General features: G+C 54.8%; 13 protein-coding genes. 12 read left to right on the top strand and 1 reads right to left on the bottom strand.

All coding sequences use genetic code 11. The features are described 5' to 3' along the window. The first annotated feature begins 158 nt into the window (after positions 1-158). The 11 genes from ACT3RP_RS10070 (at position 159) to ACT3RP_RS10020 (ending at position 13,374) form a co-directional block, all read left to right on the top strand. Positions 159-1,631: an NAD(P)H-hydrate dehydratase gene (locus tag ACT3RP_RS10070; protein WP_441685988.1), complete on the top strand. Its 1,473-nt coding sequence runs from the start codon at positions 159-161 to the stop codon at positions 1,629-1,631. Between the two features lie 11 nt (positions 1,632-1,642). Beyond that, positions 1,643-2,158, top strand: a complete 516-nt coding sequence (tsaE, locus tag ACT3RP_RS10065) for a tRNA (adenosine(37)-N6)-threonylcarbamoyltransferase complex ATPase subunit type 1 TsaE (RefSeq protein WP_193062482.1) — start codon at positions 1,643-1,645, stop codon at positions 2,156-2,158. Continuing rightward, complete coding sequence (locus ACT3RP_RS10060) at positions 2,149-3,615, top strand: N-acetylmuramoyl-L-alanine amidase (RefSeq protein WP_193062484.1); 1,467 nt, start codon at positions 2,149-2,151, stop codon at positions 3,613-3,615. Before tsaE ends, ACT3RP_RS10060 begins: the two co-directional genes overlap by 10 nt. Positions 3,616-3,647: 32 nt before the next feature. Further along, a complete protein-coding gene (gene mutL, locus ACT3RP_RS10055) occupies positions 3,648-5,582 on the top strand; it encodes a DNA mismatch repair endonuclease MutL (protein WP_483393727.1) in 1,935 nt (644 codons plus the stop codon). Positions 5,583-5,659: 77 nt separating this feature from the next. Then, on the top strand, positions 5,660-6,598 hold the full coding sequence (miaA, locus tag ACT3RP_RS10050; RefSeq protein WP_444671735.1) for a tRNA (adenosine(37)-N6)-dimethylallyltransferase MiaA: 939 nt from the start codon (positions 5,660-5,662) through the stop codon (positions 6,596-6,598). A gap of 137 nt (positions 6,599-6,735) precedes the next feature. Beyond that, positions 6,736-6,984: an RNA chaperone Hfq gene (gene hfq, locus ACT3RP_RS10045; RefSeq protein WP_007114649.1), complete on the top strand. Its 249-nt coding sequence runs from the start codon at positions 6,736-6,738 to the stop codon at positions 6,982-6,984. 37 nt (positions 6,985-7,021) lie between these two features. Continuing rightward, positions 7,022-8,332 (top strand): ribosome rescue GTPase HflX, encoded by a 1,311-nt coding sequence (hflX, locus tag ACT3RP_RS10040; RefSeq protein WP_193062488.1) that lies wholly within the window; start codon positions 7,022-7,024, stop codon positions 8,330-8,332. A 148-nt stretch (positions 8,333-8,480) separates the two neighbouring features. Then, positions 8,481-9,785 (top strand): FtsH protease activity modulator HflK, encoded by a 1,305-nt coding sequence (hflK, locus tag ACT3RP_RS10035; RefSeq protein WP_193062490.1) that lies wholly within the window; start codon positions 8,481-8,483, stop codon positions 9,783-9,785. Further along, positions 9,786-10,682: a protease modulator HflC gene (gene hflC, locus ACT3RP_RS10030; RefSeq protein ID WP_193062492.1), complete on the top strand. Its 897-nt coding sequence runs from the start codon at positions 9,786-9,788 to the stop codon at positions 10,680-10,682. Between the two features lie 200 nt (positions 10,683-10,882). Beyond that, positions 10,883-12,079 carry an ATP phosphoribosyltransferase regulatory subunit gene (locus tag ACT3RP_RS10025; RefSeq protein ID WP_483393719.1) on the top strand — a complete coding sequence of 399 codons (1,197 nt, stop codon included), beginning with the start codon at positions 10,883-10,885 and terminating at the stop codon, positions 12,077-12,079. Then, positions 12,079-13,374 carry an adenylosuccinate synthase gene (locus ACT3RP_RS10020; RefSeq protein WP_193062496.1) on the top strand — a complete coding sequence of 432 codons (1,296 nt, stop codon included), beginning with the start codon at positions 12,079-12,081 and terminating at the stop codon, positions 13,372-13,374. The genes ACT3RP_RS10025 and ACT3RP_RS10020 overlap by 1 nt, the downstream gene beginning before the upstream one ends. A 123-nt stretch (positions 13,375-13,497) precedes the next feature. On the opposite strand, the gene cobO is transcribed toward ACT3RP_RS10020, so the two are convergent. Further along, entirely contained in the window at positions 13,498-14,097 is a 600-nt protein-coding gene (gene cobO / locus ACT3RP_RS10015) for a cob(I)yrinic acid a,c-diamide adenosyltransferase (protein WP_193062498.1), read from the bottom strand. 245 nt (positions 14,098-14,342) lie between these two features. On the opposite strand from cobO, the gene ACT3RP_RS10010 reads away from it, so the two are divergent. Then, the gene (locus tag ACT3RP_RS10010) at positions 14,343-14,828 is read left to right on the top strand and encodes a YajQ family cyclic di-GMP-binding protein (RefSeq protein ID WP_193062500.1); all 486 of its coding nucleotides are present in this window, start codon (positions 14,343-14,345) and stop codon (positions 14,826-14,828) included. The last annotated feature ends 4 nt before the right edge of the window (positions 14,829-14,832 follow it).

Here is a 14,832-nt window from a genome sequence, read left to right as displayed (position 1 = left end):
TAATATAGTCAGGTCGTCGTCAGTCTAGTAACGCAAGTTAAGCAGTCGCCAGCAAAGCGGCCGTCAGTCTACGGCAAGGCTATAAGCGCGCTATGCTAACGCATTGGCAGCCATCAAAATACGTGAAAGGAGAGATCGTGACGGTCCCGAATACTTCCATGCTACGCCCTCTATATAAAGCCGCCCAGGTGCGCGAGCTTGATCGACGTACGATTGCCGGCGGTATTGATGGCTTTGCATTAATGCAGCGCGCTGCATCCAGTGCTTGGCATTGTTTCCGCTCACGCTGGCCGCAAGCGCGCAGTTTAACGGTGGTGTGTGGCCATGGTAATAACGGCGGCGATGGTCACGTGCTCGCGGCGCTGGGCATGCAGTCCGGCTTAAAGGTTCAGCGGATAACGCTTAAGCCTCTTGATGAACTGAGCGGTAGCGCGGCCCGCGCGGCAGAGCTGGCAACATCGGCGGGTGTTGGCTGCGAAGAGTGGCATGCGGGCATTGTGTTAACGGGCGAAGTGATCATTGATGCGTTGCTGGGGACCGGTTTGAATGGCGCAGTAGAAGGGCGTTTCAAGCGTGTCATTGAAATGATCAATGCCGCTGGTCGACCGGTACTGGCGATTGATATTCCCTCTGGGCTGGTAGCCGATACCGGTGCTATGCCCGGTGTCGCTGTTAATGCTGCCTGCACGGTGACTTTTATCGGCGATAAGGTCGGTTTACACACGGGCGATGCGCCAGCCTGCACCGGCGAGATTGATTTTCGCTCATTGGGTGTTAAAGCCCAGGCATATTTTGATATTCCCCCCACCGCTTGGCGGCTGGATGAATCCCTTTTAGCAGGCGCTTTTACACCGCGCCTGCGCACTAGTCATAAAGGCACAATGGGCCACGTGCTGGTGATGGGGGGCGCGCCAGGGTTTGGTGGGGCCGCTTTGTTGGCGTGTCAGGCGGCTGCGCGCATGGGGGCGGGGAAAGTAAGTTTGGCAACGGCGCCCGAACATATCTCTGCCAGCCTGGTGCGCTGCCCTGAAGTGATGGCGCATGGGGTGCGCGGTGGTGCTGAGGCCGGCGAGTTGCCCCACAATGCGGATGTTGTCGTTGTGGGGCCCGGGCTTGGGCAGGCGGCCTGGGGGCAGGCCGTACTACAAAGCGCGTTGCAAGCGGATGCGCCGCTGGTCATCGATGCCGACGCTTTGAATCTTTTGGCGCGCCAGTGGCCTGATGTGCGTAGGGATAACTGGATTTTGACGCCGCATCCCGGCGAAGCCGCAAGGCTGCTGGGATGTACAGTGGCCGATATCCAGGCTGATCGGCCCGCCGCTGTTCAGGCGCTGCAGCGAGCACGCGGCGGCGTGGTGATATTAAAAGGCGCAGGCAGCTTAATCGCTGGCCCTGCGGGGTTAGTCGTTTGCCCGTATGGCAATCCAGGCATGGCCAGCGGTGGAATGGGCGATGTGCTAAGCGGCATGCTGGGCGGGCTGATTGCCCAGCGTGGCGAGGTTGAGTTCAGCGCTTGGCTTGGCACGATGGTGCATGCGTTAGCCGCTGATCGTGCGGCTGAGCAAGAAGGCGAGCGTGGCCTGCTGGCCAGCGATCTGGCATCCTATGCGCGAAAATTGATTAATCCTTGAAGGCAGCCCACATGCAGGTGCAATTAGACAATGAAGATGCCCAGGTTTCTTTTGGCGAAGCGCTAGGGCATGCTTTGCAAGGCCGCGGGCTGGTATATCTTGAAGGTGAGTTAGGCGCCGGTAAAACGACGCTATCACGCGGCATTTTGCGCGCTTATGGTTATCTAGGGGCCGTAAAAAGCCCTACCTATACGCTTGTAGAGCCTTACGAGATAGGATCTCAGCGGGTGTATCATCTGGATTTGTATAGACTGTCTGATCCAGAGGAGCTTGAATTTATCGGTGGTCGCGATGTGCTGGCCGACGATGCCCTTAGTATTGTCGAGTGGCCCAGTCGTGGCGAAGGGTGGTTGCCTGCACCTGATCTTCGCTTAGCGCTAGAGGTAGCTGCTCACGGGCGTTTGGCCGCATTAACGGCGTGCAGTGATAAAGGTAGGCTTGTGCTGGCATTATTACAAAGCCAAGTGAGTGAAATAAGTCAGGTTCGTTCCGACCAGCTGGAGAATGGTGTGATTCAATGGAAATGAAGGGCGCAGTAGCGCGCGCATGCCGTCTGCTGGCCACGGGGCTTTTTACCTTAGTGGCTGTCAATGTCCAGGCGGCCACCGTGGAGAGTATGCGTTTATGGGCGGCACCTGATCATGCGCGCCTAGTGTTTGATTTGTCGGCTGCTGCGAATGCCAATGTCTTCTCGTTGGAAAATCCCGCGCGGTTAGTGATCGATTTAGACGATACGCAAATGGATACTGATCCCAGTACGCTGCCGCTTCATGACAGTGCCATCACATCAGTGCGTTCAGGGCTGCGCGACGGTGGTGGCTTGCGGGTAGTGCTTGAGCTTAATCGCGAGATAGAGCCGCGCCACTTCACTCTAACGCCGAACGATCAATACGGACATCGTCTTGTTGTTGACCTTGAGTATCCTGGTGAGAGTGCCGTTGAAAACCCCATTGACCCGATTGAAGCAATGATTCGGGATCAGGAAATTCAGTCTTCTCAGCGTGCGATCGCTCAGCAGCAGGTGCCGGGTGTCGTATCGCCGCCTGTGCCAAGCCCGCCGACAGAAGTGCAGGAAGCCAGGCCGCATCCGCGTCGAGATATTATTATTGCAGTCGATGCAGGGCACGGCGGCGAAGATCCAGGCGCCATTGGTCCTTCAGGTACCCGTGAAAAAGACGTCGTGCTTGAAATTGCCCGGCGCTTAGCCGCTGAAGTGAACAGCACCGAAGGGTTCAAGGCGGTACTGACACGCGACGGTGATTACTACATAGGCCTGCGTCAGCGTACAGCGCTGGCTCGCGAGCAAAAAGCCGATTTCTTTGTTTCCGTGCATGCCGATGCCTTCACCAGTCCGCGTCCTCAAGGCAGCTCGGTGTATGCGCTTTCTCAACGCGGGGCAACCTCGGAAACCGCGCAGTGGCTGGCCGATAGCGAAAACCGTTCTGATCTTATCGGCGGCGTTGATGGCAGTCTTTCGTTGCGTGATAAGGACCAAGTGCTGCGTGGCGTACTGCTAGATTTGACCATGACGGCCACGTTGAACGATTCGTTATCTATCGGTGGACAGGTGCTGGAACAGCTTGGCCGAGTCAATCAACTGCATAAAACACGCGTCGAGCAGGCCGGGTTTATGGTGCTCAAATCGCCGGATATTCCGTCACTATTGATTGAAGTTGGCTTTATTTCCAACCCTGATGAAGAGCGTCGCTTACGTGACCCAGTGCATCAAACGGGGCTGTCACAGGCTATTTTTGGCGGCTTGCGCGAGCATTTTGAGCGCTACCCGCCGCCCGCCAGCTTGCTTTCTTGGCAGCGTGATAACCAGCGCCGGCCTTCAGGTAATGAGTACCGCATTCAGTCTGGCGATACGCTGTCGGCGATTGCCATACGCCACGGAGTGCCAGTGGGCCAGCTTCGCCAAGCCAATGACTTAAACGGTGACGCCATTCGCGTTGGCCAAGTACTACAGATTCCCAGCTCATGAGGTGCTGTTTATGAGGTGCTGTGTTGACTGATATAACCGCTACCGCATCGCGTATTCATGTGCTCGATCCGCGCTTGGCCAACCAGATTGCGGCTGGCGAGGTCGTTGAGCGCCCTGCATCGGTAACCAAAGAGCTGATAGAAAACGCCATTGATGCCGGCAGCCAGCGTATTGATGTCGATATTGAGCAAGGGGGTACGCGGCTCATCAAGGTGCGTGACGATGGTATCGGCATCGGTGAGCAGGATTTGCCGCTGGCCTTGGCGCGCCACGCGACCAGTAAAATCGGTAGCCTGGAAGACTTGGAGGGCGTTAGCTCGTTAGGTTTTCGGGGTGAGGCGTTGGCGTCTATCAGCTCGGTTTCACGCTTAGAGCTGATCTCTAACGCTGAGGATGACCCTCGCCATGGTTGGCGAGTGGTGGCAGAGGGGCGTGGGATGGAGGCTAGAGTTACTCCAGCGCCGCATCCCCGTGGCACTAGTGTTGGTGTGCGCGATTTGTTTTTTAACACGCCTGCCAGGCGTAAATTCTTGCGTACCGAAAAGACAGAATTTGCTCACGTAGAAGAGGCGTTTCGCCGACAGGCGCTGTCGCGTTACGACATCACGTGGGTGCTGCGGCACAATCAGAAAGTCATTCATCAGTTGCCTTCGGGGCACTCTGTCGCAGCCCGGGAGCGTCGAATTGCGTCGCTGCTAGGTAAGAACTTTATTGAGCATGCTCGTTATATTGAACGCGAGGCGGGCGGTCTGCGGTTAAGTGGCTGGGTGGGGCTGCCTACTCATTCACGCTCGCAGGCCGATCAGCAATACTTTTTTGTGAATGGGCGTGTGGTCCGCGACCGGCTAGTCGCACATGCGGTGCGCCAAGCTTACCGTGATGTGCTGTTTAATGGCCGTCACCCGGTGTTTGTACTCTATCTTGAGCTTGATCCTGACGTTGTCGATGTCAACGTTCATCCGACCAAGCATGAAGTACGCTTTCGTGATGGCCGTATGGTGCACGATTTTCTGTATTCGAGTCTGCACCATTGCCTGGCGTCTTCTAAGCCCGCGGCTGATCATGATGCCGACGGCAATGAGGCGAATGAGAGCGATGGCGGTCATCAGCAAGAGGGCATGGCGGAAAACGCTGAGCAGCCGCGCTGGCAGCAGCAGGGGATTGCGCTTACCCACTCGCCGGATCGTCATCCGGGCGCTGAGCGCGTGCGCCGCTTTATGCAGGGCTATCAGGCCCTTCACCCCAATCATGAAGAAACGCTGTTGACCCCGCAGTCCGGCGGCCCGACTGATCTAAGCGCTAGCGCAATGGGCGGCAGTCATGGTGCTAGCGAAGTGCGAGAAGTGCCGCTGGCAATGCCGGCTGACGATCCGACAGCGCCGCCGCCGCTTGGTTTTGCGCTAGGCCAGCTGCACGGTATTTATATTTTGGCGCAGAATGCGCAGGGGCTCGTGCTGGTGGATATGCACGCTGCTCATGAGCGCATTGTTTACGAGCGCATGAAAACACAGCTGGCAGCCGCGAAAGGCTTAGATGCTCAGCCGCTGCTGGTACCTGTTTCTATTGCTGCCAGTGGGGCGGAGGTGGCGACGGCCGAGAGCGAGCAGGAGGCGATTGCCAAGCTGGGTATTGAACTTGATATTGCCGGGCCAGAGACGCTGCTGGTTCGTCAGATGCCAGCGCTACTGGCGCAGGCTGATCCTGAAGCGCTGGTGCGTCAGATGCTGGAGGAGCTCGCCCGCTATGGCCGTACTCACCAGGTTGAGGCACGGCTGCATGAGCTGCTTTCCACGATGGCCTGTCACGGTAGCGTGCGCGCCAATCGGCGGCTTACTCTTGATGAAATGAATGGATTGCTGCGCGATATGGAGCGCACCGAGCGCAGCGACCAGTGTAACCACGGCCGCCCCACCTGGACGCAAATGGGCCTAAAGGCGCTTGATCGTTTATTTCTACGTGGTCAGTAGCCGCTACTCGCTTGGCCAGTGATGGTTTGTTCAACAGGCGCTAAGGCGCCTTTTTTAATCGGGAGTTTCAACTGCGCATGGCTGATACGCGCCCTTGGGCGATTTTTTTGATGGGCCCTACGGCTGCGGGTAAAACCGATGCCGCTATAGCGTTGCATGAGCGCTTAGGGCACGAGCTCATTAGCGTTGATTCAGCCATGGTTTACCGCGGCATGGATGTTGGCAGCGCAAAGCCGAGTGCTGCAGAGCTCGCCCGTGCGCCCCATCGCTTGATTGATATTCGTGACCCCGCAGAGCCTTATTCGGCCGCTGATTTTCGTGAAGATGCGCTGGCGCACATGCGACAAATTAGCGCGGCTGGCAAGGTGCCTCTGCTGGTGGGCGGCACCATGCTGTATTTCAAGCGACTGATTGAGGGCGTTGCCAATCTTCCCTCAGCGGATTCGTTGATCCGTCAGCAGCTTGAGGATCAGTGCCAGGCGGAGGGGCTTTTGGCGCTCCATAAGCGCTTATCACAGGTTGATGCGCTATCCGCTGAGCGCATTCATCCTAATGATCCTCAGCGCATCATGCGTGCCCTGGAGGTTTATTACGCCAGCGGACGGCCTATGAGTGAGCTTTGGGCCGAGCAGCAGTCGGAAACCTTTCCATGGCGGGTGCTGTCGATAGCATTAGCGCCTAACGATCGCAGCTTCTTGCACCGGCGTATCGAGCAGCGCTTTGAACTAATGTTGGGTGAAGGCTTGATAAATGAAGTCGCCGCCCTCAGAAAGCGTAATGACTTACATTCAGGCCTGCCTGCAATGAAAAGCGTTGGCTATCGCCAGGTCTGGGAATATCTGGATGGCGAGTACGATTATGCCACTCTCGTTGAGCGGGGTGTCATAGCAACGCGCCAGCTTGCTAAGCGTCAATTGACGTGGCTAAGAAGCTGGCCAGAGTTAACGTGGATAGATTCGCAGCGTGATGACTTGATGGATAAGGTGCTGAAAATCGTGCGTGAAAGCAGTGCTTAGCGTAAGATGGTGATCTAGTGAATGTGTGTTTTCGAGCGGCCAGTTGGCTTGGCCTTTCGGGCAACAAGATTGCGGCGTAGCACCAGTAGGGCGCGCCATTGATAATTAACCCCAACGACAGTTTTAGGGAGAGCAACATGTCCAAAGGGCAGTCCCTTCAAGACCCTTACTTGAACATTTTGCGCAAGGAGCGCATTCCGGTCTCAATCTTTTTGGTCAACGGCATTAAGCTGCAGGGCCAGATTGAATCGTTTGACCAGTTTGTTATCTTATTGCGTAATACCGTCAGCCAGATGGTTTATAAACACGCTATTTCCACGGTTGTGCCTTCTCGCAATGTACGTTTGCCTGCGCAAGATCCGGCAGAGCAGGATGCAGAGATTTAACACCGCTGGATAAGCAAGAGAGTCCACGAGGTATTGATTGTTTTTCGAACGCCCAGACGCCGGTGAAACGGCAGTTCTTGTTCACGTTGATTTCCATGATGAACAAAAACGTGAAGACCCGGGTGAGTTTTTAGAGCTCGTGCGCTCTGCTGGTGCAGAGCCTGCGACTCTACTCACTGCTAGCCGACATCGCCCAGATTCACGCACGTTTATTGGATCCGGTAAGTTGGAAGAGTTGCGGGCATTGCTTGCGGCTCATGAAGCAGAACTGGTTATCTTCAACCATAGCTTAAGCCCCTCTCAAGAGCGCAATGTTGAGCAAGAGCTCAAATGCCGAGTGTTAGACCGTACCGGTCTTATTCTCGATATCTTTGCGCAGCGGGCACGAACTCATGAAGGTAAGCTGCAGGTAGAGCTTGCCCAGCTTGAATATATGTCCACTCGCTTAGTGCGAGGCTGGACGCACCTAGAGCGCCAAAAAGGCGGTATTGGCCTGCGTGGCCCGGGTGAAACTCAGCTTGAAACTGACCGACGCCTTTTGCGTGGTCGGATTAAATCGATTCATAAACGGCTTGATAAGGTGCGTAGTCAGCGCGATCAGAATCGCCGCGCCCGTGCTCGCGCTGAAATCCACAGCGTCTCGTTAGTGGGTTATACCAACGCTGGTAAGTCAACGTTGTTTAACGCGTTAACCAATGCCGATGTGTATGCCGCGGATCAGCTGTTTGCCACGCTGGATCCGACGCTACGGCGCCTTGAGATTGCAGACGTTGGCCCTGTGGTTATGGCGGATACCGTTGGTTTTATTCGCCATTTGCCACATAAGTTGGTTGAGGCGTTTCAGGCAACGCTGCAGGAGGCGTCTGAAGCGTCACTGCTGGTGCATGTCATTGACGCTGCCGACCCTGACCGCGAACTCAACGTGAAGCAGGTAGAGCTAGTGTTAAAAGAGATCGGTGCTGATGATGTGCCGGTGCTCAAGGTTATGAATAAAATAGATAGGCTGGGCAGCGCGCCGCGCATAGAACGTGATGGCCAAGGCGTGCCGGAAGTCGTTTGGCTCTCGGCGCAGGAAGGGCAAGGCCTTGATTTGCTGCATGAGGCGCTCAGCGAGCGATTGGCAAACGATGTCATTGGCTTTTCGCTGACACTCAGTCCTGAGCAAGGTAAGCTGCGTGCAGGGTTGCATGAGCTTAATGCCGTTCGCACAGAGTCTTTTGACGAACAGGGTCATTCTGTATTGGGTGTGCGTCTGCCTCGGCGTGATTTTAATCAGCTGATGGCGCAATTGGGCGAGCGCGCTAATACGTATTTACCTAAAGCACTACGTGAAACCGATGAGTGGTAGTCTTACTATTAAGATGTTCAGTGCACTGCCGATTTTCTGTTTCGCATAAGAATGAGACAAGATTTATATAGCAATAATATCAAAACGCGACGGCTTCTCTTACCGATGGAGTCACGTCCGTTAGTGAATTTCTTAGTGGAGACGATGTATGGCCTGGAATGAGCCTGGTGGTGGGGACAAGCACGACCCGTGGAGCAGCGGTGGCCGACGAGGTGGAAACGACGGCGACAGAAGCCAAGATGGCAGTAACGGTGGCAATAATGGCGGCAATAACGGCGGCGGCAACAACAATGGTAATAAAGGGGGCAATAACCAAGGCCCGCCTGACCTTGATGAAGCGCTGAAGAAATTCCAGGAAAAGCTGAGCGGCATCTTTGGCGGTGGCAAGAAGAGCGGCGGTAAAAAAAGTGATGGGGGCGGTGGCGGTAAAAACCGTAATCCTCTTGCTTTACCCGGCCTACTGATTGTTGTTGCGTTGGCTATCTGGGCTGCCATGGGTTTCTACCTAGTTGACCAATCTGAGCGTGGCGTTGTGCTGCGCTTCGGTGAGTTCCAGGGTATCGTCGATCCAGGCCTTCAGTGGAACCCACCGCTGATAGATGAAGTGCGCATGGTTAACGTGACGCGAGTGCGCTCATTGACACAAATGCAGTCGATGCTGACGCGCGATGAAAACATTGTAGAAGTGGAAATTTCGGCGCAGTACCAAGTCGCTAATCCTCGCGATTTTGTACTAAACGTTCGTGATCCCGCCATTTCGATTGAGAACGCGCTGGACTCTGCGCTGCGTCACGTGGTCGGCGGTACCGATATGATCGATATTCTTACCTCTGGGCGTGAGATTTTGGGCAGCTCTGTCTCTAGTCGTCTGCAGTCTTACCTCGACAACTATGGTGCCGGTATTCGTCTGCAAACCATTAACATTGAGTCTACCACTGCGCCTGAGCCCGTTATCGATGCCTTTGATGATGTTATCCGCGCTCGTGAGGATCGCCAGCGTACGATTAACGAAGGGATGGCTTATGCGAACGCTATCATTCCTGCGGCCCAAGGTCAGGCGCAGCGTGTGGTAGAGCAGGGTCAAGGTTATCGCGAATCGGTTGTTGCCGAGGCGCAAGGTCAGGCCAACCGATTTAACTCGCTGTTGACCGAGTACCGTAACTCGCCTGAGACCATGCGTGAGCGCATGTACTTAGACACAATCGAAGACGTGTTCAGCAGTACGCCGAAAGTGCTCTTAGACGTCAGTGAGAACGCGCCTTTGATGTATCTTCCGCTAGATCAGATGCGTGGCGGTAGCGGTGGTGGTAATCGAACCGGCTCATCGTCTAATAGCAATAGTGATAGCAGCCAAGAGCAGTTAGACCCTGACGTGATTGAGCGTTTACGCAGCACTCAGAGCAGCTCTTCAGGCAATAGCAATAGTAGCTCCATCCGCAGGGAGGGCCGGTAAATGATTAATAATCGATCCTTGCTAGTGGTGGGTGTTTTAGCCGCAGTCGCATGGCTTGCGAGCAACACTTTGTACGTCGTTGACGAAACCGAACGCGCTGTTAAATTGCGTTTTGGTGAAGTCATTGAAGAAAATATTCAGCCTGGTTTGCACGCAAAAGTGCCCATTGCCCAGACGATCCGTAAGTTTGACACTCGCTTACTGACATTGGACACCGATACCAGTCGCTATCTGACGCTTGAACAGAAAGCGGTCATCGTAGATTCCTATGTGAAGTGGCAGGTCATTAATCCAACCCGTTACTACGAAGCAACGGCTGGCGATGAATTGATGGCCGTTCGCTTGATTCAGCCTCGCGTTGATGAAAGCCTGCGTAACGAGTTTGGCCGCCTTAATCTTCAAGAGATTATCGCTGAACGCCGTGATGACTTGATGGTTGGGCCAACCGCTGAGCTTGATGAGCTGATGCGTGAAGAGCTGGGCGTGGCCATTCGGGATATTCGTATTAAGCGAATCGACTTGCCTGACGACGTTTCCGCTGCTGTTTTTGAGCGTATGCGTTCTGAGCGTGAGCGTGAGGCCCGCGAGTGGCGTGCACAGGGTCAAGAAGAGGCCGAGCGTATTCGCGCTAATGCGGATCGTCGTCGTCAGGTCTTGCTTGCCCAGGCTAACGAACGTTCTGAAACGTTACGTGGTGAGGGTGATGCGCAGGCCGCTGCGATCTTCTCCGAAGCCTATGGTCAAGATCAGGAGTTCTTTTCTTTCTGGCGTAGCCTGAATGCTTATCGTGAAAGCTTCGCTGGCGATGGCAATTTGATGGTTTTAGAACCTAATAGCGATTTCTTCCGCTATTTGCGCAGCGCTGAGCCGGAAAGTGGTGACGACAGCGGCGAATAATTCGCCGATGGTTGTGGTGCTCCTCGTCTTGGCTGGTTGACGTCCAGGCGGGGTTCACCTAGCCAATAAACGTGATAGAATTTGTTAACCGGGCGTCGCCCGGTTTTTTTGTGGCCCTCATTTAATGCGAGCGGCATTAACGGTCTTGAGCCGTTACTGCTTGAATTTGTTGGGCCTTCATCGTCTGTAGGATTGTTTACATGACCATCGCTGACCGCTGGCTACTGCCCGACGGCATGGATGAGGTGCTTCCGCCTCAGGCAAGCCGTATGGAAGAACTGCGCCGTGCGCTGCTTGATCTTTACCATTGCTGGGGCTATGAACAAGTAATGCCACCACCGGTAGAGTTTTTAGACTCTTTGCTCACCGGTACCGGTACGGACCTTGATCTACAGACCTTTAAGCTGACCGATCAGCTAACGGGCCGTATGATGGGGGTTTCGGCGGATGTTACGCCGCAAGTCGCACGTATGGATGCCCACTCATTAAGACGCCAGGGCCCGGTGAGGCTATGCTATTGTACTAATGTGCTGCGCGCTAAGGCTGATCAGCATCAGGGCGGGCGAAGCCCAGTGCAGGTAGGTGCAGAGCTTTTTGGTCATGCGGGTCTCGATGCCGACAGTGAAATTATTTATCTCGCCTTGGCCAGCTTAAAGGCTGCTGGCGCTGAAGAAATTCATCTAGCGCTGGGGCATATCGGTATTTATCGTAGCCTTGTTGAGGCGGCGGCGCTGAGTAATGAGCAAGAAAGAGCGCTCTTTGATGCCCTGGCACTAAAGTCTCCCGGCCAACTGGCAGACGTTGTGCAGGCGAGTGTCTCAGAGCCGGCATTGGCCGAGATGCTGCTGGCACTTGGCGAGCTGCACGGCGGGGCGGATGTATTAAATCAGGCGCGCGATCGCTTTGCGGGCGCGCCCGCCACGGTAACGGCGGCATTGGATCAGCTGGATGCTCTTTATCAAGGGGTGCTCGCACGCTTTGACGTGTCGCTGTACTTTGATCTGGCTGAGCTGCGTGGCTATCAATACCATACTGGTATGATGTTTGCCGCCTACGTGCCTGGCTATGGGTATGCGCTCGCCAAAGGCGGACGCTATGACGATACTGGTCGGGCCTTTGGCCGTGCGCGCCCGGCCACGGGTTTCTCTATGGATCTGAAACAGCTAGCCTCGCTGGCGTTAGCATCGCCTAGTCGCGGTAGCATTTGGGCGCCTGCTAATCAGGATGAGTCGCTCAACGCTGCCATTGTCGCGCTGCGTGAGCAGGGCGAACGCGTGATTCAAGCGCTGCCTGGGCAGCGTACTGGGCCGGCGGAGCACGACTGTGACCGCTGTCTTGAGCTTATCGATGGTCGTTGGCAGCCAGCGACCCTGACACAAGAGACGAGTGCATCATAATGGGTAAGAATGTCGTAGTGCTGGGCACCCAGTGGGGTGACGAGGGCAAAGGTAAGATCGTTGATCTGCTAACCGAGTCCGCATCTGCCGTGGTACGTTTTCAGGGTGGCCACAATGCTGGCCATACGCTGGTCATCGACGGTGAAAAAACCGTCCTTCACCTGATCCCTTCAGGTGTTCTACGCCCAAGCACAAAGTGTGTGATCGGCAATGGCGTGGTGCTTTCACCAGAAGCGCTGATCAAAGAGATCCGTGAGCTGGAAGCCAAGGGCGTGCCAGTGCGTGAGCGACTGCGCCTTTCGCCGGCCTGCCCGCTAATTTTGCCGTACCACGTACGTTTGGATCAGGCGCGTGAAAAAGCCCGTGGTATCGCTAAGATTGGCACCACCGGCCGCGGCATTGGCCCCGCCTATGAAGACAAGGTGGCGCGCCGTAGCCTGCGTTTAGGCGATATGCTGCACCGCGAGCGTTTCGCTTCTAAGCTGGGAGAAGTGCTCGACTACCACAACTTTGTGCTAGTTAATTACCACGGCGAACCGGCAGTCGATTTTCAAGAAGTACTCGACTCGGCCATGCAGATGGCTGAAGAGCTGCGCCCGATGGTATGCGATACGGTCAGCATGGTGCACGACCTGCGTAAGGCCGGTGAGAACATTCTGTTTGAAGGTGCCCAGGGTTCACTGCTGGATATCGATCACGGTACTTACCCTTACGTTACTAGCTCCAATACGACCGCTGGTGGGGTTGCAACCGGTTCTGGCGTTGGCCCGCTGTATTTGGATTACGTGCTTGGTATCACTAAGGCATACACCACGCGCGTGGGCTCTGGTCCATTCCCGACTGAGCTTTTTGACGTAGACGGGCGCCACCTTGCCGAGCGCGGTCATGAGTTTGGCGCTACCACTGGGCGTGCACGTCGCTGTGGTTGGTTTGACGCTGTGGCGCTACGCCACGCGGTGCAAATTAACTCCGTCTCCGGTATCTGCTTGACCAAGCTTGATGTATTAGACGGGTTGGAAAATATCCGTGTATGCGTTGGTTACCGCAGCAAAGATGGCGATGTGATGGATAACCCGGTGGATTCAGAGGGCTTTGAAGCCATCGAACCGCTTTATGAAGACTTACCGGGCTGGAAGGAGTCGACCCTGGGTGCTAAGCGAGTAGAAGATTTGCCCGCCAATGCACGTGCTTACATTAGCTATCTTGAGCAGCAGGTAGGCACCAGCATCGATATCATTTCCACCGGCCCGGACCGCATGGAAACGATCGTATTGCGTAATCCCTTCACAAGCTAATGGTGGGTAGCGCCGGCTGAGCGTAAGCTGGAGGATGCGAAAAGGGGCAATTAAATTGCCCCTTTTTTATATTTAAAACAGCGGACTAAACGTCGCGTATTTAAAATCGATTTGTGTAGAAGGTTAGTAATCGATACCTCTACGCGCCTGAAGTCCGTTGTTGAAAGCATGGCGGATTTCCTGCATTTCGGTTACCGTGTCGGCCATGGCGATTAGCTCACGATGGGCGTTGCGACCGGTAATAATGACCGTCTGTTCCGGCGGGCGATTCTCCAATGCCTGTTTCACCGCTTCAATCTCTAAGTAGCCAAACTTAAGCATGTAAGTAATTTCATCCAGCACCACCAGGTACATCTCTGGGTCGGCCAGCATGCGCTCCGCCTCTTTCCACACCGCGTGACAGGCCTCGGTATCTGCCTGTCGGTTTTGCGTATCCCAAGTAAAGCCTGTGGCCATAATCGCCACCTCTAGGTGGCTATCTTCTTCTAAACGATTGCGCTCACCACATTCCCATAATCCTTTAATAAACTGCACAACCGCCACGTTGTAACCATAGCCTAAGGCGCGGGTCACCGTTCCCCAGGCAGCAGTCGTTTTACCTTTCCCATTGCCCGTGTTGACGATAATGAGGCCGCGTTGCTCATTGGCGCTGGCGACTTTCTCATCTACGCGTGCTTTGAGCTTCTGCATCGATGCTTTGTGGCGGGTGTCGCGATCACTCATGGTGTCTCCTGGAAAGCACTTAATCATAACGATGGTCAAGGTAGCGCGTTAGCGTAAGCCATCCACTTTGCGTTGAACATTTTTTTGAGTCTTCTTTAGAATAACTTGTGTACAACTAATTATGAACCTGCGTTAAGAGCTGTTTAATGAATGGGCGCTTAAAACACACAGAAAGCGAAGAGAATTGGCCGGTAGGGGGCTGCCTGCTCTAGAATGGTGGGCCATGTCTTGTCAGGAATTGAATCATGCCCTCATTTGATATTGTCTCAGAGTTTGATCAGCACGAAGGTGCTAACGCCGTTGATCAGGCAAATCGCGAAGTACAGTCTCGTTTTGACTTTAAAGGCGTCAATGCCAGCTTCACACTTGAAGCCGATAAAGTGCAGCTAGAGGCAGACGTTGATTTCCAGCTCAAGCAAATGCTGGACGTACTGCGCGGGCGATTAATTGCTCGCGGCATTGATGCCCGCTGCATGGATATTCAAGACCCCGTACTTTCCGGCGTTAAGGCGCGCCAAGAAGTTGCGCTCAAGCAGGGACTTGATGCAGCAGAGGCAAAAGATGTGGTCAAGCGCATCAAAGCCAGCAAGATAAAAGTACAGGCGCAAATTCAAGGTGAGAAAGTGCGCGTCACGGGTAAAAAGCGCGATGATTTACAAGGCGTCATGGCGTTACTACGCGCTGAAGAAGGGCCCGACTTGCCGCTGCAGTTTGATAATTTTCGCGACTAGTCCA

The organism is Halomonas sp. AOP5-B2-8 (assembly GCF_052376475.1).
Classification (GTDB): domain Bacteria; phylum Pseudomonadota; class Gammaproteobacteria; order Pseudomonadales; family Halomonadaceae; genus Vreelandella; species Vreelandella casei.
This window is presented reverse-complemented; position numbering and strand designations above follow the sequence as displayed.

Bases quoted from the DNA above. Each gene is read 5' to 3' on its own strand.
- ACT3RP_RS10070 (WP_441685988.1), top strand. From the start codon at position 159: ATGCTACGCCCTCTATATAAAGCCGCCCAGGTGCGCGAGCTTGATCGA.
- tsaE (WP_193062482.1), top strand. From the start codon at position 1,643: ATGCAGGTGCAATTAGACAATGAAGATGCCCAGGTTTCTTTTGGCGAA.
- ACT3RP_RS10060 (WP_193062484.1), top strand. From the start codon at position 2,149: ATGGAAATGAAGGGCGCAGTAGCGCGCGCATGCCGTCTGCTGGCCACG.
- miaA (WP_444671735.1), top strand. From the start codon at position 5,660: ATGGCTGATACGCGCCCTTGGGCGATTTTTTTGATGGGCCCTACGGCT.
- hfq (WP_007114649.1), top strand. From the start codon at position 6,736: ATGTCCAAAGGGCAGTCCCTTCAAGACCCTTACTTGAACATTTTGCGC.
- hflK (WP_193062490.1), top strand. From the start codon at position 8,481: ATGGCCTGGAATGAGCCTGGTGGTGGGGACAAGCACGACCCGTGGAGC.
- hflC (WP_193062492.1), top strand. From the start codon at position 9,786: ATGATTAATAATCGATCCTTGCTAGTGGTGGGTGTTTTAGCCGCAGTC.
- ACT3RP_RS10025 (WP_483393719.1), top strand. From the start codon at position 10,883: ATGACCATCGCTGACCGCTGGCTACTGCCCGACGGCATGGATGAGGTG.
- ACT3RP_RS10020 (WP_193062496.1), top strand. From the start codon at position 12,079: ATGGGTAAGAATGTCGTAGTGCTGGGCACCCAGTGGGGTGACGAGGGC.
- cobO (WP_193062498.1), bottom strand. From the start codon at position 14,097: ATGAGTGATCGCGACACCCGCCACAAAGCATCGATGCAGAAGCTCAAA.
- ACT3RP_RS10010 (WP_193062500.1), top strand. From the start codon at position 14,343: ATGCCCTCATTTGATATTGTCTCAGAGTTTGATCAGCACGAAGGTGCT.